Source organism: Stutzerimonas sp. LR2, assembly GCF_055755175.1.
Genome location: NZ_JBVTRR010000001.1, coordinates 243,556 through 261,549 on the forward strand (window position 1 = coordinate 243,556; position 17,994 = coordinate 261,549).

At 65.9% G+C, this 17,994-nt stretch carries 17 protein-coding genes; 9 read left to right on the top strand and 8 right to left on the bottom strand.

Annotation, left to right across the window (positions count from 1 at the left end; translation table 11 throughout):
- Positions 1-2,100 (top strand): site-2 protease family protein, encoded by a 2,100-nt coding sequence (locus tag ACVRRC_RS01115; RefSeq protein WP_472996524.1) that lies wholly within the window; start codon positions 1-3, stop codon positions 2,098-2,100.
- Positions 2,101-2,154: 54 nt separating this feature from the next.
- Here ACVRRC_RS01115 and ACVRRC_RS01120 read toward each other — a convergent pair whose 3' ends face one another.
- Positions 2,155-3,051 carry a peptidoglycan DD-metalloendopeptidase family protein gene (locus ACVRRC_RS01120; RefSeq protein WP_196111909.1) on the bottom strand — a complete coding sequence of 299 codons (897 nt, stop codon included), beginning with the start codon at positions 3,049-3,051 and terminating at the stop codon, positions 2,155-2,157.
- 143 nt (positions 3,052-3,194) lie between these two features.
- The gene (locus tag ACVRRC_RS01125) at positions 3,195-4,109 is read right to left on the bottom strand and encodes a response regulator (protein ID WP_472996525.1); all 915 of its coding nucleotides are present in this window, start codon (positions 4,107-4,109) and stop codon (positions 3,195-3,197) included.
- 198 nt (positions 4,110-4,307) lie between these two features.
- On the opposite strand from ACVRRC_RS01125, the gene ACVRRC_RS01130 reads away from it, so the two are divergent.
- From ACVRRC_RS01130 to ACVRRC_RS01155, 6 genes are all read left to right on the top strand, one after another.
- The gene (locus tag ACVRRC_RS01130) at positions 4,308-5,105 is read left to right on the top strand and encodes a universal stress protein (RefSeq protein ID WP_181119452.1); all 798 of its coding nucleotides are present in this window, start codon (positions 4,308-4,310) and stop codon (positions 5,103-5,105) included.
- 403 nt (positions 5,106-5,508) lie between these two features.
- Positions 5,509-6,714 (top strand): ABC transporter substrate-binding protein, encoded by a 1,206-nt coding sequence (locus tag ACVRRC_RS01135; protein WP_011911656.1) that lies wholly within the window; start codon positions 5,509-5,511, stop codon positions 6,712-6,714.
- Entirely contained in the window at positions 6,711-7,511 is an 801-nt protein-coding gene (locus ACVRRC_RS01140) for an ABC transporter ATP-binding protein (protein WP_011911655.1), read from the top strand. The genes ACVRRC_RS01135 and ACVRRC_RS01140 overlap by 4 nt, the downstream gene beginning before the upstream one ends.
- Positions 7,504-8,208 carry an ABC transporter ATP-binding protein gene (locus ACVRRC_RS01145; protein WP_011911654.1) on the top strand — a complete coding sequence of 235 codons (705 nt, stop codon included), beginning with the start codon at positions 7,504-7,506 and terminating at the stop codon, positions 8,206-8,208. The genes ACVRRC_RS01140 and ACVRRC_RS01145 overlap by 8 nt, the downstream gene beginning before the upstream one ends.
- Positions 8,208-9,095 (top strand): branched-chain amino acid ABC transporter permease, encoded by an 888-nt coding sequence (locus tag ACVRRC_RS01150; RefSeq protein WP_011911653.1) that lies wholly within the window; start codon positions 8,208-8,210, stop codon positions 9,093-9,095. The genes ACVRRC_RS01145 and ACVRRC_RS01150 overlap by 1 nt, the downstream gene beginning before the upstream one ends.
- On the top strand, positions 9,095-10,081 hold the full coding sequence (locus ACVRRC_RS01155) for a branched-chain amino acid ABC transporter permease (RefSeq protein WP_125459936.1): 987 nt from the start codon (positions 9,095-9,097) through the stop codon (positions 10,079-10,081). The genes ACVRRC_RS01150 and ACVRRC_RS01155 overlap by 1 nt, the downstream gene beginning before the upstream one ends.
- A 5-nt stretch (positions 10,082-10,086) precedes the next feature.
- Here ACVRRC_RS01155 and ACVRRC_RS01160 read toward each other — a convergent pair whose 3' ends face one another.
- The 4 genes from ACVRRC_RS01160 to ACVRRC_RS01175 form a co-directional block, all read right to left on the bottom strand.
- Complete coding sequence (locus tag ACVRRC_RS01160) at positions 10,087-10,860, bottom strand: ParA family protein (protein WP_011911651.1); 774 nt, start codon at positions 10,858-10,860, stop codon at positions 10,087-10,089.
- A gap of 86 nt (positions 10,861-10,946) precedes the next feature.
- Positions 10,947-11,741, bottom strand: coding sequence for a thymidylate synthase (locus tag ACVRRC_RS01165; RefSeq protein ID WP_048328375.1), 795 nt, complete (start codon positions 11,739-11,741; stop codon positions 10,947-10,949).
- A 105-nt stretch (positions 11,742-11,846) separates the two neighbouring features.
- Positions 11,847-12,647 (bottom strand): prolipoprotein diacylglyceryl transferase, encoded by an 801-nt coding sequence (gene lgt, locus ACVRRC_RS01170; RefSeq protein ID WP_011911649.1) that lies wholly within the window; start codon positions 12,645-12,647, stop codon positions 11,847-11,849.
- Between the two features lie 10 nt (positions 12,648-12,657).
- Positions 12,658-13,440 (bottom strand): sulfite exporter TauE/SafE family protein, encoded by a 783-nt coding sequence (locus ACVRRC_RS01175; protein ID WP_048328373.1) that lies wholly within the window; start codon positions 13,438-13,440, stop codon positions 12,658-12,660.
- 145 nt (positions 13,441-13,585) lie between these two features.
- On the opposite strand from ACVRRC_RS01175, the gene ACVRRC_RS01180 reads away from it, so the two are divergent.
- Positions 13,586-14,341 (top strand): NRDE family protein, encoded by a 756-nt coding sequence (locus ACVRRC_RS01180; protein WP_061373836.1) that lies wholly within the window; start codon positions 13,586-13,588, stop codon positions 14,339-14,341.
- Between the two features lie 21 nt (positions 14,342-14,362).
- On the opposite strand, the gene ptsP is transcribed toward ACVRRC_RS01180, so the two are convergent.
- Together ptsP and ACVRRC_RS01190 are read right to left on the bottom strand one after the other, a co-directional pair.
- Positions 14,363-16,636: a phosphoenolpyruvate--protein phosphotransferase gene (gene ptsP / locus ACVRRC_RS01185; RefSeq protein WP_011911646.1), complete on the bottom strand. Its 2,274-nt coding sequence runs from the start codon at positions 16,634-16,636 to the stop codon at positions 14,363-14,365.
- 25 nt (positions 16,637-16,661) lie between these two features.
- Positions 16,662-17,141, bottom strand: coding sequence for an RNA pyrophosphohydrolase (locus ACVRRC_RS01190; RefSeq protein ID WP_011911645.1), 480 nt, complete (start codon positions 17,139-17,141; stop codon positions 16,662-16,664).
- Positions 17,142-17,334: 193 nt separating this feature from the next.
- Between ACVRRC_RS01190 and ACVRRC_RS01195 the strand changes: the two genes are divergently transcribed.
- Positions 17,335-17,991, top strand: coding sequence for a histidinol-phosphatase (locus ACVRRC_RS01195; protein WP_049340649.1), 657 nt, complete (start codon positions 17,335-17,337; stop codon positions 17,989-17,991).
- Positions 17,992-17,994: the final 3 nt, after the last annotated feature.

Genomic DNA, 17,994 nt, shown 5'->3' on the forward strand with positions numbered 1-17,994 from the left:
ATGAATTGGCTGCCGCTGCGCGAAGAACTGGCTCTGCTGCCCGGACCACGCCTGGCCGACGGGCAGCCCAGCTGGACGCTGCACGACCCCACCCGCAACCGCTTCTTCAGCCTCGACTGGCCGACTTTCGAGATTCTCAGCCGGTGGTCGTTCGGCGATCACCAGGCCATCGCCGCCAGCATCAGTCAGGATTCGGCGCTGCAGCTCGGTGCAGAAGATGTCGAGCAGGTCGCCCGCTTCCTCGGCGAAAACCAGCTCCTGCAAGCGCGCCCAGGCAACGCGCGGCAACAGGCGGAGCGGTTGGCCACGGCACGGGGTAGCCGCTTCAACTGGCTGCTGCACCACTACCTGTTCTTTCGCGTGCCCTTGGTGAGGCCGGACGCCTGGCTCAGCCGTTGGCAGGGCCTGGCCGGGCGCCTGGACAGCCGCGGTTTCGCCCTTCTCACGCTTGCCGCCCTGCTCCTGGGGCTTACCCAGGTCGCGCGCCATTGGGACAGCTTTGCAGCCTCCCTGGTGGATACCTTCACCTGGCGCGGCCTGGCCGCCTATGGTGTGGCACTGTTCGTGGTGAAGCTGCTGCACGAGCTGGGCCACGCCTTTACCGCCAAGCGCCTGGGCTGTCGCGTGCCGAGCATGGGCGTGGCGTTCCTGGTGCTCTGGCCGATGGCCTACACCGATACCAACGAGACCTGGCGCCTGTCCAGCCGCTGGCAGCGGCTCCGGGTCGCCGCTGCCGGCATCGTCACCGAACTGGGCGTAGCCGCCTGGGCCACCCTGGCCTGGGGCCTGTTACCTGACGGCGAGCTACGGTCGGCGGCGTTCGTGCTCGCGACCACCAGCTGGGTAGCCACCCTGGCGATCAACGCCAGCCCGTTCATGCGCTTCGATGGCTATTTCATTCTTTCCGACTGGCTGGACATGCCGAACCTGCACGGGCGCAGCTTCGCCCTGGCGCGCTGGAAGCTGCGCGAATGGCTGTTCGACCTGGGCGAGGAGCGCCCCGAACACTTTGCCCGCGGCAAGGAACGAGCGCTGATCGCCTTCGCCTGGGTCACCTGGCTCTATCGTCTGGTGGTGTTCCTGGGCATTGCAGTGCTGGTCTACCACTTCGCGGTCAAGCTGATCGGCATCCTGCTGTTCGCCGTGGAAATCGCCTGGTTCATCCTCAAGCCGATACGGCACGAGCTGCGCGCCTGGCGCGAGCGCTGGCCGGCGATCCGCCGCCGGCGCCGCAGCCTGCTGACGGTTGTGCTGTTGGCGGTCGTGATCGCCCTGATGCTGATGCCCTGGCCGGGGCGCATCAGCGCCAGCGGCATACTGCGGCCGGTTTCCGTGTGGCCGGTGCATGCGCCCGGCCCGGCCCAGCTCGAGGCATTACCCCACCGGGAAGGCGCCGTCGTGGCGGCCGGCGAGCCCATTGCGCGAATGGTGTCGCCGATGCTGCTGGCGCAGCGCGAGGCCGCGGCGGCGAAGGCGGAGCGACTGCGCTGGCTGGCGGCCTCCGCCGGTTTCGGCGCGGACTCCCGGGCGCGGCTGCAGAGCGTGCAGGAAGAACTGGCCACTGCCGAAGCGGAACTGGCCGCGCTGGACCGCGAACTCACTCGCTACGAGCCGCGCGCGCCCTTCGCCGGCCACCTGCATGATCTCGACCCAGATCTGCACAGCGGCCAGTGGCTGGCGGACAAGGAGCGCCTGGCTCTGCTGGTGGGCGACGATGGCTATCGGGTCGACACCTACCTGGACGAGGACGTGGTCAAGCGCGTGCGCGTCGGCGACACGGCTCGCTTCGTCAGCGATGGAGGGGAAGGCACCGTACTGCGCCTGCGGGTCAGTCATGTGGACCTGGACGCCACGCGCACCCTCGACGACGGCCGGCTGGCAGCACAGGCCGGCGGCCACATCATGGTCCGCGAACGACGCGGCGAACTCATTCCCGAGCACGCTCAGTATCGGGTCAGCCTGGCGGTGGAAACGCCCGTCGGCGCGCTGGCCGGCGGCTCCTGGCGCGGCACGCTGGTGATCCATGGAGAGGGGGAAGCGCCGGCCTTGCGTTATCTGCGCAATGCCTTGGCCGTGCTGCTGCGCGAGGCGGGCTTCTGACGGGCCGCGCAGCAATCGCTGCGCCCGCCAAGACACTGGCCGCGCAACGGCGCCTTATTCGCCACCGACTGCGAAGTTCGGCAGGCTGTTGACCGGCTGGGAGAAGTCGAACGGGATGGACTCGATGGCTAAGCCCACGTTGCGCTGCACCACGAAGTGCAGGTGCGGGCCGGTGCTGTTGCCGGTGTTGCCGGAGCGCGCGATGCGGGTGCCAGTCTCGACCCGCTGGCCTTCGCGCACGGCCACCGACCCTTTCATCAGGTGCAGATAGACGCCCATGGTGCCGTCGTCGTGCAGGATGCGCACGAAGTTGCCGGCAGGATTGTTGCCGCGGCCGCTCTGCTCGTTCTCGATCCTCACTACCATGCCACCGCGCGCCGCGACGATCGGCGTGCCCTCGGGCATGGCGATATCCACGGCATAGCGGCCCTTGGGTGTGAAGTGGCTGTACTGGCCGTTGGCGCCCTGGGTCAGGCGGAACGGGCCACCGCGCCAGGGCAGCGGGTACTTGTAGGGCTTGGGTATCAGACGCGGATCGCCCAGCGCATGACGCAGCTTGGGCGTGTACTTGAGCGGCTTGCTGGCGTCACGCGGCGCCAGGGTCGCCAGGCGGATCTGGCTGCGTGGCGGCAGCACCCAGCGGATCGGCTTGGTCGGTGCGCCCACGGCGTTCTCGACGTTCTCCAGCTTCAGCTCGATATCCACCGGCGCGAACAGGTCGTTGCGCACCAGCAGCGTTTCGCCCGCATCGTGCTTGCGGGTTTCCAGCTTCACCTGAGTGTCGAGCTTTTCCACCATGCGGTCGCGGAAGACGAACACCTGCGCACCAGGCGCGGCCTGGTCGCTATAGGTCACGACTCCATTGGCGTCGGTGTATTTGTAGATGGTCAGGGCCAAGGCCGGCGAGGCCAGCAGCGGCAGCCCGAGCAACAGAAGAATGCGCCCCAGCATAACGGCAGATTTTCTAGTGATTATGGTGTTGGAGCGCAAAGACTAGCAGTGGCGGTTGGCCTACGCGAGCCACCGACCGTCGGGGTGTGAAGCTTGTCAGCTTGTCGCGTGGACCAGGCGCCGAACGGTCGCCTGGTCCGCATTCAGGCGCCGGGCGTGAAGTGGCGTTGAGCGGTGCCGCGGGCGATCAGGCGCGACAGGTAGTCGAGTTTCTGCGGATCGCGATCGACGAAGCGGAACGAGAGCTGCAGCCAGTCGCTGTCGGGCTTGGGCTCGAACGCCGCGACGGCATGCAGATAGCCATTGAGCCGCGCGATCTCGCCGCCCTCGCCCTGCTCCAGGTCGAGCACGGCGCTTTCCAGCACCTGCGGCAGCGGCTCGCCACGCTTGACCACCAGCAGCGCTTCCTTGAGGCTCAGCGCCTTGATCACACAGGCAATGCTGCCATGGGCCAGCCGCAGCTGGCCCTGGCCGCGCCCGGACGAGGCGGCACCCGGGGCGGCGGCAGGGGCTGCCGATGAGGGCTGGATCAGTGGCGCAGCCTTCGCTTCCGGAGCAGGAGCGGCAGCGGGACGGACGACCTCCGCCTTGCCGCCGGTCAGTGCGGCCAGCGAGTCATTGGCCACGCCGGTGGACAGGACCCGTGTCGGTGCGCTGGCAGCCAACGCATCCAGCTTGCCGGCACGGCCGAGGGCCTTGCGCACCTTGCTGGTCAGTTGTTCGTTGGAAAAGGGCTTGCCGATGAAGTCGGATACGCCGGCCTGGATGGCCTGTACCACGTTCTCCTTGTCGCCACGACTGGTCACCATGATGAACGGCACGGCCTTCAGCGCGTCCTGAGTGCGGCACCAGGTCAGCAGCTCCAGGCCGGACATCTCCGGCATCTCCCAGTCGCAGAGGATCAGGTCGAAGCGCTCACGGGCGAGCATCTGCTGGGCCTTGCGTCCATTCACCGCATCCTCGGTGCGAATCCCGGGAAATTGGCTGCGCAGCGCCTTCTTCACCAGGTCGCGGATAAAGGGCGCGTCATCCACTACCAGCACACTGACCTTGCTCATCCTTCACTCCTGCTCGAATGCCGGCAAGCATAGCCGCAGGAGCGTATCGACAAAAGCGCGCAAGGGCATGGATGCGCAAGTTGTTGCGCCGGATCAGCCAGAAACCGCCGCGACGCCCCCTCCGCTGCTGGCTTGCAGCAGGACAGCCTTGCCGCGGCGCGGCATACTCGCCTCTTCTCCAGCTTCGCGAGGCCAGTCATGTTCCAGCACATTCTCGTCGCTCACGATCTCAGCCCGGACGCCGATCTGGCCCTGCAGCGTGCCGTCCAGCTGGCGCGACAGACAGGCGCACGGCTCAGCCTGCTGCACGTGCTCGACGAGCGCGACCCGTCAGCCGACGAGCACGCGGCACGCGCCTGGCTGCAGGAGCGTCTGCGCGAGCAGCAGCTGGACCAGCTCGAGCCCTGGATTCGCCGCGGCCCGGCGGTGGAGGAAATCCTCACCCAGGCCGAAGGGCTGGAAGCCGACCTGCTGGTCCTGGGCCGCCACCACCGTGGCTCCAGCCAGGGCTTCGCCGGCACCACGCTGGAACGCATCATGCTCGAGAGCACCTCGCCGCTGCTGCTGGTGGTCGCGCCGGCCGAGGCGCCGTACCGTCGCGCGATGGCCGCGCTGGACTTCTCCCGCTGCGCCACCCGCGCCATGCAGTGCGCCTGGCAGCTGCTGGATGGCGACGCCGAGCTGCATGCCCTGCACGTGCATGAGATGGCCGAGGTGCACGGCCCGGACCCCGAGGGTCTGGTGCTGCAGCAGGAGCTGTTCGATCAGCTGGTGGAGGATATCCAGCAGCAACTGCCGCAAACCGGTGCGTTGCTGAGCTACAGCCTGCATCAGGGCGAGCGCAGCAACTGTCTGGACGCCGCCCTGCGCGACTGGCAACCGCAGCTGCTCGCCTTGGGCAGCCACAGCCGTGGCGAGATGAGCAGTGCGCTACTCGGCAGCCTGGCGCGTCAGTTTCTCGACCAGCCGCCCTGCGACATCCTGATCGCCCGCTGATCCCCCGCCCGCCTGCGCCCGTGGCCCCGCTACGGGCGTGAATCTGCGCCGCAGCGCCATCATCGCAGCGGCATCGAGTTGCGTCCCGTCGAAGCCCTGCTACGGTTAGAGCCAGAACAACAATAAGAAGAAGACGCCCATGTGCCCTGCTTCGACTGATTCTCGCCCTACCCTTTCGCTATCCAGCCATTCGACTTCGCAGCATGACGCGACGGCGGCAGCCTGCCTGATGCGCGGATTGCCACGCACTGTCGTCCGCCGGTGCACCACGGCGGCCCTCGCGCGGAGCGAGCCCGGCGCTGCGTTGTTACCCGCCTCCCCAGCTTTCCCCTAAACCGCCCGTACGGCTCGCCTCGCATCGGCGCGCGCCCGTATGCCGAACAAACCGTGCAAGGAGATACGCATGAAGCTTTCAGCAATCGCAGCGGCAACCCTGACGGCCGCGGTCGCCGTTCCCGCCTCGGCCGAGATTTCCGACGGCAAGGTGAAGATCGGCATCCTCAACGACCAGTCCGGCGTGTACGCGGACTTCGGCGGCAAGTGGTCGTTCGAAGCGGCGAAGATGGCGGCCGAAGACTTCGGCGGCAAGGTGCTCGACGCGCCCATCGAGATCGTCACCGCCGATCACCAGAACAAGCCGGACATCGCCTCCAACATCGCGCGGCAGTGGTACGACCGCGAGCAGGTCGACTCGATCATGGAGCTGACCACCTCCTCGGTGGCGCTGGCGGTACAGGGCATTTCCAAGAGCAAGAAGAAGATCAACCTGGTCACCGGCGCTGCCACCACCGAGCTGACCGGCAAGCAGTGCTCGCCCTACGGCTTCCACTGGGCCTACGACACCCATGCGCTGGCGGTCGGCACCGGCGGTGCGCTGGTGTCCCAGGGCGGCGACAGCTGGTACTTCCTGACCGCCGACTACGCTTTCGGCTATTCGCTGGAGGAACAGACCTCCAAGTTCGTCAAATCCAAGGGTGGCGAGGTCAAGGGCGCGGTGCGCCATCCGCTGGCGAGCACCGATTACTCCTCGTTCCTCCTGCAGGCGCAATCCTCCGGGGCCAAGGTCATCGGCCTCGCCAACGCGGGTCTGGACACCGCCAACAGCATCAAGCAGGCGGCCGAGTTCGGCATCGTCGCCGGCGGCCAGCGCCTCGCCGCACTGCTCTTCACCCTCGCCGAAGTGCACGGCCTGGGCCTGGACGCCGCCCAGGGCCTGACCCTGACCGAGAGCTTCTACTGGGACCGCGACGACAAGTCCCGCGAGTTCGGCGAGCGTTTCTTCAAGCGCACCGGGCGCATGCCGAACATGGTCCACGCCGGCACCTATTCCGGCGTCATGCAGTACCTCAAGGCGATCGAGAAGGCCGGCACCGACGCCACCGAGCCGGTGGCCAAGGCGATGCACGAGCTGCCGGTGGACGACGTCTTCGCGCGCAACGCCAAGGTCGGCGCCAACGGCCGGCTGATCAGCGACGTCTACCTGATGGAAGTGAAGAAACCCGAGGAGAGTTCGCGGCCTTGGGACTACTACAAGGTGCTGGCCACCGTGCCGGGCGATGAGGCCTACATCAAGCCGGCCGACAGCGGCTGCGAGCTGGTCGGGCAATGAGCATGGCCGCCGTTCAGCCCAGCGCGGCTGGCGACGTCGGACGGGATACTCCCGTGATGCTCTCGGCGCGCGGCCTGCGCAAGGAGTTCGGCGGCTTCGTCGCGGTCAACAACGTCGATCTGGACGTGCATCATGCCCGGGTACACGCCCTGATCGGCCCCAACGGTGCGGGCAAGACCACGGTGTTCAACCTGCTGACCAAGTTCCTGCAGCCCACCGCCGGGAGCATCCGCCTGCTCGACCATGACATCACCCGTACCGACCCGGCCAAGGTGGCGCGCATGGGGCTGGTTCGCTCGTTCCAGATCTCGGCGGTGTTCCCGCACCTCTCGGTGCTGGACAACGTGCGCGTCGCCCTGCAGCGCCCGGGCGGGCTGGCCACCCAGTTCTGGCTGCCGATGCGTTCGCTGAACCGGCTGAACGAACGTGCCATGCAGCTGATCGAGTCGGTCGGCCTGGCCGACAAGCGCCACGAACCGGCCGCCGATCTCTCGTACGGGCGCAAGCGCGTGCTGGAAATCGCCACCACCCTGGCCTTGGAGCCCAAGGTGCTGCTGCTCGACGAACCCATGGCCGGCATGGGCCATGAAGACGTGCACGTGGTGGCCGAGATCATCCGCGAAGTGGCTACCCAGCGTGCGGTGCTGATGGTCGAGCACAACCTCAAGGTGGTGGCCGACCTCTGCCATCAGGTGACCGTGCTGCAGCGCGGCGAAATCCTCACCTCCGGCGACTACCGCACAGTCAGCCAGGACGAGCGCGTGCGCGTGGCCTACATGGGGACAGACGATGACTGAACCGCTGCTCAGCGTGCGCGAGCTGAATGCCTGGTATGGCGAAAGCCATGCCCTGCACGGCATCGACCTGGACGTTCATGCGGGCGAGACGGTGACCCTGCTCGGCCGCAACGGGGTGGGCAAGACCACCGCGCTGCGCGCCATCGTCGGCATCATCCGCAAGCGCAGCGGGACGATCCGCTTCGACGGCAAGGACATGCTGCGCGTGCCACTGCACCGCACTGCCCGCCACGGCATCGGCTACGTGCCGGAGGAGCGCGGCATCTTCTCCACGCTTACCGTCGAGGAGAACCTCACCCTGCCGCCGGTGATCGCCAAGGGCGGCATGAGCCTGGCGGAGATCTACCAGCTGTTTCCCAACCTCGAGGAACGCCGCAAGAGCCCGGGCACCAAGCTCTCCGGCGGCGAGCAGCAGATGCTCGCCATGGCGCGCATCCTGCGCACCGGCGCCCGGCTGCTACTCCTCGACGAGCCCACCGAAGGCCTGGCGCCGGTGATCATCCAGCGTATCGGCGAGGTGCTGCAGACGCTCAAGCAGCGCGGCATGACCATCCTGCTGGTGGAGCAGAACTTCCGCTTCGCCAGCAAGGTGGCCGACCGCTTCTACGTGGTGGACCACGGCCAGGTCATCGACACCTTCGACGTTGCCGATCTGCCTGGCCGCATGAGCATGCTCAACGAAGCCCTGGGGGTCTGATGACAACGATTTTCGATGTGCCGATCCAGGCGTTTCTCGGCCAGCTCCTGATCGGCCTGATCAATGGCTCGTTCTACGCCATGCTCAGCCTGGGCCTGGCGATCATCTTCGGCATGCTGAAGATCATCAACTTCGCCCACGGTGCGCAGTACATGATCGGCGCCTTCGCCGGCTACCTGCTGTTGGCCACCCTGGGCATCGGCTACTGGCCGGCACTGATCCTTGCGCCGATCGTCGTCGGCCTGTGCAGCGCGGTGATCGAGCGCCTGGCGCTGTCGCGGCTGTACAACCTCGACCACCTCTACAGCCTGCTCTTCACCTTCGGCCTGGCGCTCGCCCTGGAGGGCGCCTTCCGCTACTTCTACGGCTCCTCCGGGCAACCCTATGCGGTGCCCAAGGAGCTGGCCGGCGGCTACAACCTGGGCTTCATGTTCCTGCCCAAGTACCGCGCCTGGGTGGTGCTGGCCTCGCTGGTGATCTGCATCGCCAGCTGGCTGCTGATCGAGAAGACCAAGCTCGGCGCCTACCTGCGCGCCGCCACCGAGAACCCGACCCTGGTGCGCACCTTCGGCATCAACGTGCCGCTGTTGCTGACCTTCACCTACGGCATGGGCGCGGCATTGGCCGGGCTGGCCGGCATGCTCGCCGCGCCGATCTACCAGGTCAGCCCGCTGATGGGCTCGAACCTGATCATCGTGGTGTTCGCCGTGGTGGTGGTCGGCGGCATGGGCTCGATTCTCGGCGCCATTATCACCGGCTACCTGCTGGGCATCCTCGAGGGGCTGACCAAGGTGTTCTATCCGGAAGCGTCCAATATCGTGATCTTCGTGATCATGGCGATCGTGCTGCTGGTACGCCCGGCCGGCCTGATGGGGAGAGATGCCTGATGAACAGCCAGCTGAGCGTCACCCCGACCACCAAACGTCCGCTGCTGCGCCTGGAAACCGTGCTGATCCTGATCGGCGTGGCCGCCCTGACCATGGCGCCGTTCTACTTCTACCCGATCTTCCTGATGAAGGTGCTGTGCTTCGCCCTCTTCGCCTGCGCCTTCAACCTGCTGCTCGGCTACACCGGCATCCTCTCGTTCGGCCATGCGGCCTTTTTCGGCGGCTCCGCCTATTTCACCGCCCATGCGGTGAAGGAATGGGGACTGACGCCGGAACTGGGGATTCTCGTCGGCGTTGCCGGCGCGGCGTTTCTCGGGCTGATCATAGGTTTCCTGGCAATACGCCGGCAGGGCATCTACTCCACGATGATCACCCTGGCACTGTCGCAGATGTTTTTTTTCTTCTGCCTGCAGGCTTCGTTCACCCACGGCGAGGACGGCATCCAGAATATCCCGCGCGGCCACCTGTTCGGCCTGATCGACCTGGAAGAGCCGCTGTACATGTACTTCTTCGTGCTCTCGGTGTTCCTCGCCGGCATGCTGCTGATCTGGCGGGTGATCCATTCGCCGTACGGCATGATCCTGCGCTCGATCCGCGAGAACGAAAACCGCGCGATCTCCCTCGGCTACACGGTGTCGCGCTACAAGCTGGGCGCCTTCGTGATGTCCGCCGCGCTGGCAGGGCTCGCCGGTGGCTTGAAGGCGCTGGTGTTCCAGTTCGCCACGCTGACCGACGTCAGCTGGCAGATGTCCGGCGAAGTGGTGCTGATGACGCTGCTTGGCGGCATCGGCACCCTGGTCGGGCCGGTCTTCGGCGCCGCACTGGTGACCACGTTGGGCAACTACTTCGCCACCTCGGAACTGCCGGTGACGTTGGTCACCGGGATCATCTTCATGGTCTGCGTGCTGGTGTTCCGCCGTGGGATGATCGGCGAACTCTATGCCTCGCGGCTGGGCAAGAAGCTGGAGCGGCGCGCCGAGGACTGATTTCCTCAGCCGGCGGACTCGAGCAGGTCGTGCAGCTCGACGAACTGCTGGCTGAGCTTGTGCCGCGGATCCAGGTACACCAGCGGCGTACAGGCCTGGTGCGACTCGCGCATCTTCACCGAACTCATCAGGTTGATCGGCAGCACCGGTAGGCCTTCACCCAGCAACTCGTCGATCATCTGCTGCGGCAGCGCGGCCCGTGGCTGGAACTGGTTGACCACGATGCCCTCGACTTCGAGCGCCTCGTTGTGGTCGTCCTTCATCTCCTCGATCTCGTTCAGCAGGCCGTACAGGGCCTGACGGGAAAAGCTGTCGCAGTCGAAGGGGATCAGGCAGCGGTCGGCCGCTATCAGCGCCGACACGGTGTAGAAGTTCAGCGCCGGCGGGGTGTCCAGGTAGATCCGGTCGTAATCCTCGGCGAGGCCTTCGAGCAGCTTTCGCAGCTTGTTGATCTTGTGCTTGGCCTCCAGCTTGGGCTGCAGGTCGGCCAGTTCGGCCGTGGCGCTGATCAGGTGCAGGTTGTCGAACGCTGTTTCGAGGATCGGCGGGCGCGCCTTTTTGCCAGCGTTGCCGCCAGCGAGAATCTGCTTGAAGAAGTCGGCAATGCCGGTAGGAATGTCATCGCCGGTCAGGCCGGTCAGGTAGTGCGTGGAGTTGGCCTGGGCGTCCAGGTCCACCAGCAGTGTGCGGTAGCCCTGCGATGCGCTGACCGCGGCCAGATTGCAGGCGATGCTCGACTTGCCGACACCACCCTTCTGATTGAACACGACCCTGCGCATGACTCGCCTCCCAAGAACCCTGAGCGGTCGAGTCTATACGGCAAATATGACAGCCGCGTTATCCGCGGCGGCAAACCCGACCAAAGTCAGACGGCGACGGGCGCCTTGATGTGCGGGTGCGCCTCGTAGCCGACCAGCTCGAAGTCCTCGAAGCGGAAGGCGAACAGGTCCTTCACCTCGGGATTGAGCTTCATGGTCGGCAGCGGCAGCGGCTCGCGGGTCAGCTGCAGATCGGCCTGCTCCAGGTGGTTGGCGTAAAGGTGGCAATCGCCGCCACTCCAGATGAACTCGCCCGGCTCGAGGTCGCAGACCTGCGCCACCATCAGCGTCAGCAGGGCATAGCTGGCGATGTTGAAGGGCACGCCGAGGAAGATGTCGGCCGAGCGCTGGTACAGCTGGCAGCTGAGCTTGCCGTCGGCGACGTAGAACTGGAACAGGGCGTGGCACGGCGGCAGCGCCATCTGCTCGACTAGCGCCGGATTCCAGGCCGAGACGATCAGCCGGCGCGAATCCGGATTCTTCTTGATCATCGCCAGCAGGTTGGCAATCTGGTCGATGGACTCGCCGTTCGGCGCCGGCCAGGAGCGCCACTGGTAGCCGTAGACCGGGCCCAGCTCGCCGTCCTCGTCGGCCCACTCGTCCCAGATGCGCACGCCGTTTTCCTTCAGGTACTTGATGTTGGTATCGCCCTGAAGGAACCACAGCAGCTCGTGGATGATGGATTTGAGGTGACACTTCTTGGTGGTCACCAGCGGGAAGCCTTCGGCCAGGTCGAAGCGCATCTGGTAGCCGAACACGCTATAGGTGCCGGTGCCGGTGCGGTCGCTCTTGAAGGTGCCGTGTTCGCGCACGTGGCGCATCAGGTCGAGATACTGTTTCATCGATTGACTCGAAGCAGGCGCCAAAGCGCGGTGAAAAAAGGCTGCGCGAATAGTAAAAGGCGACGCCCGGCTTGTCGCGTGTGCGGCGACAAGCCGGGATCAGATTCAGGCCGGTGCCCGGCCGGCTTCGCGCCGGTAACCCCAGGCAATCATCCCGGCGCCCAGCAACACCATGGGAATGCACAGCACCTGGCCCATGGTCAGCCAGCCGAACGCAAGGTAGCCCAGCTGCGCATCAGGCACGCGGACGAACTCGACGATGAAACGGAAAATGCCGTAGCACACCGCGAACAGTCCGGACACCGCCATGGTCGGCCGCGGCTTGCGCGAATACAGCCAGAGGATGACGAACAGCGCGACGCCTTCCAGGGCGAACTGGTAGAGCTGCGACGGATGTCGCGCCAGCTGCTGCGGATCGGTCGGGAAGACCATCGCCCAGGGCACATCGGTGGCCTTGCCCCACAGCTCGGCATTGATGAAGTTGCCGATGCGCCCGGCACCCAGGCCGATCGGCACGAAGGGTGCGATGAAGTCCATCAGCTCGAAGAAGCTTTTGCCGTTGCGCCGGGCGAAGATCCAGCTGCACAGCAGCACGCCGATCAGGCCGCCGTGGAACGACATGCCGCCCTTCCACACCTGCAGAATCAGACTCGGCTGATTGATGTAGGCGGCCAGGTCGTAGAACAGCACGTAACCCAGGCGGCCGCCGACGATCACCCCCATGGCGACCCAGAACACCAGGTCGGAAAGTTTGTCCTTCGGCCATTCCGGCGCGAAGCGCTGCACCCGCAGCGAGGCCAGCCACCAGGCGCCGCCGATGCCGATCAGGTACATCAGGCCGTACCAGTGAATCTGCAAGGGTCCGATGGCGATGGCCACCGGATCGATCTGCGGATAGGGCAGCATCCGTTACTCCTCAAACCAGAAAGTTGATGCCGACGCTCAGCAGCAGCAGAGCGAACAGCCGTTTCAGAACCTTGGCCGACAGGCGATGCGCCAGCCGCGCGCCGAGCCGTGCGAAGAACATGCTGGTGGCGGCGATGCCCAGCAGGGCCGGCAGGTAGACGAAACCCAGGCTCCACTGTGGCAGGTGCGCCTCGTGCCAGCCTACCGCCATGAAACTCAACGCCCCGGCGATGGCGATCGGCAGCCCGCAGGCTGCCGAGGTCGCCACCGCCTGCTGCATCGGCACGCTGCGCCAGGTCAGGTACGGGACCGATAACGAGCCGCCGCCAATGCCGAAGATCGCGGACGCCCAGCCGATCACCACGCCCACCAGCGACAGTTCGGGTCGTCCCGGTACACGACCGGTGGCCTTTGGACGCAGGTCGAAGCCCATCTGTACCGCCATCGCCAGGGCGAACACGCCGATGATCTTCTGCAGCATCGGCCCCTGGATCGCCGCCGCGGTCAGGCTGCCCAGCGCCGCGCCGAGCAGGATGCCGAAGGTCATCCAGAGCACCATCGGCCAGCGCACCGCACCTAGGCGATGGTGGGTGAGAATCGAGTTGACCGACGTGAAAACGATGGTCGCCAGCGAGGTTCCAACCGCCAGGTGGGTGAGAATGTCCTGGGAAAAGCCCTGCGCGCTGAAGCTGAACACCAGCACCGGCACGATGATCAGCCCGCCACCCACGCCGAACAGACCGGCCAGCACTCCGGCGAAGCCGCCCAGCAGCAGATAAAGCAGAAACTCCATGCGCCCCGTCCCGGCGAAACAAACCGGCATGGTAGCGAAAATGCCCGACTGGCGCTTGCTCGCCGACGCGCTGCCGCCGGCTGGCCATGGCCCTTTACGCCGCCGCGCCTGTACCCTTGCAGGTCTACAACTGCGAAGGTGTCCCATGTGCCTGATCGTTTTCGCCTGGCGCCCCGACCACTCCCAGCCATTGGTGGTGGCGGCCAATCGCGACGAGTTCCACGCGCGTCCCAGTCTGCCGCTCGGCTGCTGGGAAGACGCACCCTGGATCATCGGCGGACGCGATCTGCAAGCCGGCGGCACCTGGATGGGCGTCACCGCCCGCGGCCGCTTCGCCGCGCTGACCAACATCCGCGCACCCGACCAGCCGATCGGCGCGCGCTCACGGGGCGAGCTGCCGGAACGCTATCTGCGGGGTGAATTGCCGCCGGCCGACTACCTGGCCGAACTGGCCGAGCGTCGCGGCGACTACGCCGGCTACAACCTGCTGGTAGGCGATCGGCAGACGCTGTGGCATCTGAATTCCCATGACGGCGAGCCCAAGGAGTTGCAGCCCGGCGTGTACGGCCTGTCCAACGCCGGGCTGGATACGCCCTGGCCCAAGCTGAGAAGAGCCCGCGCAGCACTCACCGCCATCCTTCAGCAACCGGAGCCGGAACGCCTGCTGGCATTGCTCGCCGATGCCGAGCCGGCCGCCGAGCATGAGCTCCCACAGACTGGGGTGCCACTGGAGTGGGAGCGGCGGCTGTCGAGCATCTTCATCGCCAGCCCTGAGTACGGCACTCGCGCCAGTACGGCGCTGATCCGTCATGCAGACGGTTCGCTGAACATCATCGAACGCAGCTTCGGCCCGGCCGGGCCATCGGGCGAGGTGCGCTACCGCCACCCACCCGCCAGCTGATAGCGCGCGACCGCGGCGGGCTCAGACCGCGGCGGACGGGTTGATCAGCTTGTTAAGGCCGAGGTTGCGCAACGTCAGCTGCACCGTGCTGTGGATGACCTGCGGGCTGTCCAGCAGCATTACGCGGGCGAGCAGCTGCTGGGCGGTGTCCATGCTGATCTGACGCAGCAGCCATTTCACCTTGGGCAGGTTGGTGGCGTTCATCGACAGGCTGTCGAAGCCCATCGCCAGCAGCAGCATGGCCGCCGCCGGATCGCCAGCCATCTCGCCGCAGATGCTCACCGGCTTGCCCTCGCCATGGGCCTCCTTGACCACCCGCTGCAGCGCCTCGAGCACGGCCGGATGCAGATAGTCGTAGAGATCGGCGACCCGTGGATTGTTGCGGTCCACCGCCAGCAGGTACTGGGTCAGGTCGTTGGAGCCGACCGAGATGAAGTCCACCATGCGCGCCAGCTCGCGGGTCAGGTAGACCGCCGCCGGCACCTCGATCATCACGCCGACCGGCGGCATGATCACGTCCAGCCCCTCGTCGCGCACCTCGCACCAGGCGCGATGGATCAGGTGCAGCGCCTCTTCCAGCTCGCGAATGCCGGAAATCATCGGCAACAGGATGCGCAGGTTGTTCAGCCCGGCGCTGGCCTTGAGCATGGCGCGGGTCTGCAGCAGGAAGATCTCGGGATGATCGAGGGTGACGCGAATGCCGCGCCAGCCGAGGAACGGGTTCTCTTCCTTGATCGGGAAGTACGGCAGGCACTTGTCACCGCCGATGTCGAGGCTGCGCATGGTCACCGGCAGCGGATGGAAGGCTTCCAGCTGCTCGCGGTAGATGGCCATCTGCTCCTTCTCGCTGGGGAAGCGCTCCTTGATCATGAAGGGCACTTCGGTGCGATACAGTCCCACGCCTTCGGCGCCACGCTCCTGGGCGCGCACCACATCGGCCAGCAATCCGGTATTGACCCACAGCGGAATGCGGTGACCATCGGTGGTTTCGCAGGGCAGCTCGCGCAGTACGTCGAGGCCTTCGGAGAGCTGCCGCTCCTGCTCGGCGAGCACCTCGTACTGCTCGCGCAGCACCTTGCCGGGGTTGGTGATGATCTCGCCGCGGTAGCCGTCGACGATCAGCTCGATGCCGTCGACCTTCGAGTAGGGCAGGTCGACCGCGCCCATCACCGTCGGAATGCCCATGGCACGGGCCAGGATGGCGACGTGGGAGTTGCTCGAGCCCAGCACCGAGACCATCCCCACCAGCTTGCCTTCGGGCACCTCGCCGAGCATGGCCGGCGACAGTTCTTCGCTGACCAGGATGGTCTTGTCCGGATACACCAGCGCTTGCTGGCGTGCCTCCTGCAGATAGGAGAGCAGGCGCCGGCCGATGTCCTTGACGTCCGAGGCGCGCTCGCGCAGGTAGGCATCGTCCATCATTTCGAAGCGCCGAACGTGCTCGGTGACCACCTGGCGCAGCGCGCCCTGGGCCCACTGGCCGGTGCGGATGACCTTGGTCACCTCGCCACCGAGCGCCGAGTCATCGAGCATCATCAGGTACACATCGAACAGCGCGCGCTCTTCCTTGCGCATCTGCGTGGCGAGCTTTTCCGACAGGTTGCGCATGTCCGCGCGCACCGCCTCCAGCGCCGCCTCGAACAATGTCAGCTCGGCCTCGATATTATCGATGTGCTTGTCCGGCACTACGTCCAGATCGGCCGGCGGCAGCACCACCAGCGCGGTTCCCACCGCGGCGCCCGGGGCGCCGGGAATGCCGATGAAGCGGGTTTCCTGAATGCCTTTGCCCTGGCGGCCGAGGCCGCGGATCGAACCGGTCGCCTCGGCATGGGCGATAACCCCGGCGAGCTGCGCGCTCATGGTCACCAGGAAGGCTTCCTCGCCTTCATCGAACTGGCGGCGTTCCTTCTGCTGGATGACCAGTACGCCCATCACCCGACGGTGGTGGATGATCGGTGCACCGAGAAAGGAGGCGTAGCGCTCCTCGCCGGTCTCGGCGAAGTAGCGGTAGCGCGGATGTTCGGAGGCGTGTTCGAGGTTGAGCGGCTCCTCACGGGTGCCCACCAGGCCCACCAGACCCTCGTTGGGCGCCATGCTGACCTTGCCGATGGCGCGCTTGTTGAGACCTTCGGTGGCCATCAGGACGAAGCGTTCGGTTTCCGGATCGAGCAGATAGACCGAGCAGACCTGGCTGCCCATGGCCTCCCTGACTCTCAGCACGATGATGCCCAACGCCGCCTTGAGGTCCTTGGCGGCATTCACTTCCTGGACAATCTTGCGCAGCGTGCCGAGCATGCTCAGAGGCTTTCTCCCCGATTTTTCAGTCCCGCACCGGCAGACGCGGCGCAAGTTCTTTGAGTGCGCGACGATAGACCTCGCGCTTGAAGGTGACCACCTGCCCCAGCGGATACCAGTAACTGACCCAGCGCCAGCCATCGAACTCGGGCTTGCCGGTCAGATCCATGCGTACACGGTCCTCGGCGCCGGTCAGGCGCAGCAGGAACCACTTCTGTTTCTGGCCGATGCACAGCGGCTGGCTGTGGGTTCGCACCAGGCGTTGCGGCAGACGATAACGCAACCAGCCACGGGTGCAGGCGAGGATCTTCACATCCTGCTCTTCCAGGCCCACTTCTTCGTTGAGTTCGCGAAACAACGCCTCTTCCGGCGTTTCACGGGCGTTGATACCGCCCTGGGGGAATTGCCAGGCATCCTGATTGATCCGCCGAGCCCACAGCACCTGACCGACATCATTGGTCAGGATGATGCCGACATTGGGGCGAAAACCATCGGAATCGATCACGGCATACCACCTCGCAGACGCATGTCGCGGCATTGTTCCACAAAACCGCAACAAGCCGAAAGCGCAGCAAGCCGCCGTTCGGCCCGCGCTCCTGACCCGCGCTGCACCGCCTGGCAGATGGGCCGAGACTGCACCGCGGACGATCTAACCGCTATGCTTGGCGCTGCCCTGACCATCCCCGAGGAAATCTTCCGTGCGCCTGGCTCTATTCGATCTCGACAACACCCTGCTGGCAGGTGACAGCGACCATGCCTGGGGCGAATACCTCTGCCAGCGCGGCATCGTCGATGCGAGCCACTACCGGGCCCGTAACGATGCCTTCTATCAGGACTACCTGGCCGGCAACCTCGACGTGCACGCCTACCAGAACTTCTGCCAGGAAATCTTGGGGCGCAGCGAAATGACGCAGCTTCAGGCCTGGCACGAGGAGTTCATGCGCGAGCACATCGAGCCCATCGTGCTGAGCAAGGGCGAAGCGCTATTGCGCCAGCACCTGGAAGCCGGTGACAAGGTGGCGATCGTCACCGCCACCAACCGTTTCATCACCGGACCGATCGCCGCACGCCTGGGCGTCGACACCCTGCTGGCCACCGAATGCGAGATGCGCGACGGCCGTTACACCGGCCGCCTGACCGACATCCCCTGCTTCCAGGAAGGCAAGGTCCAGCGTATCGAGCGCTGGCTGGCGGAAACCGAGCAGAGCCTGGAAGGCAGCTATTTCTACAGCGACTCGCGCAACGACCTGCCGCTGCTCGAGCGGGTCACCCATCCGGTGGCGGTCGATCCCGACCCGGTGCTGCGGGCGGTCGCCGAGGAGCGCGGCTGGCAGGTCATCTCGCTGCGCCCGTGATCC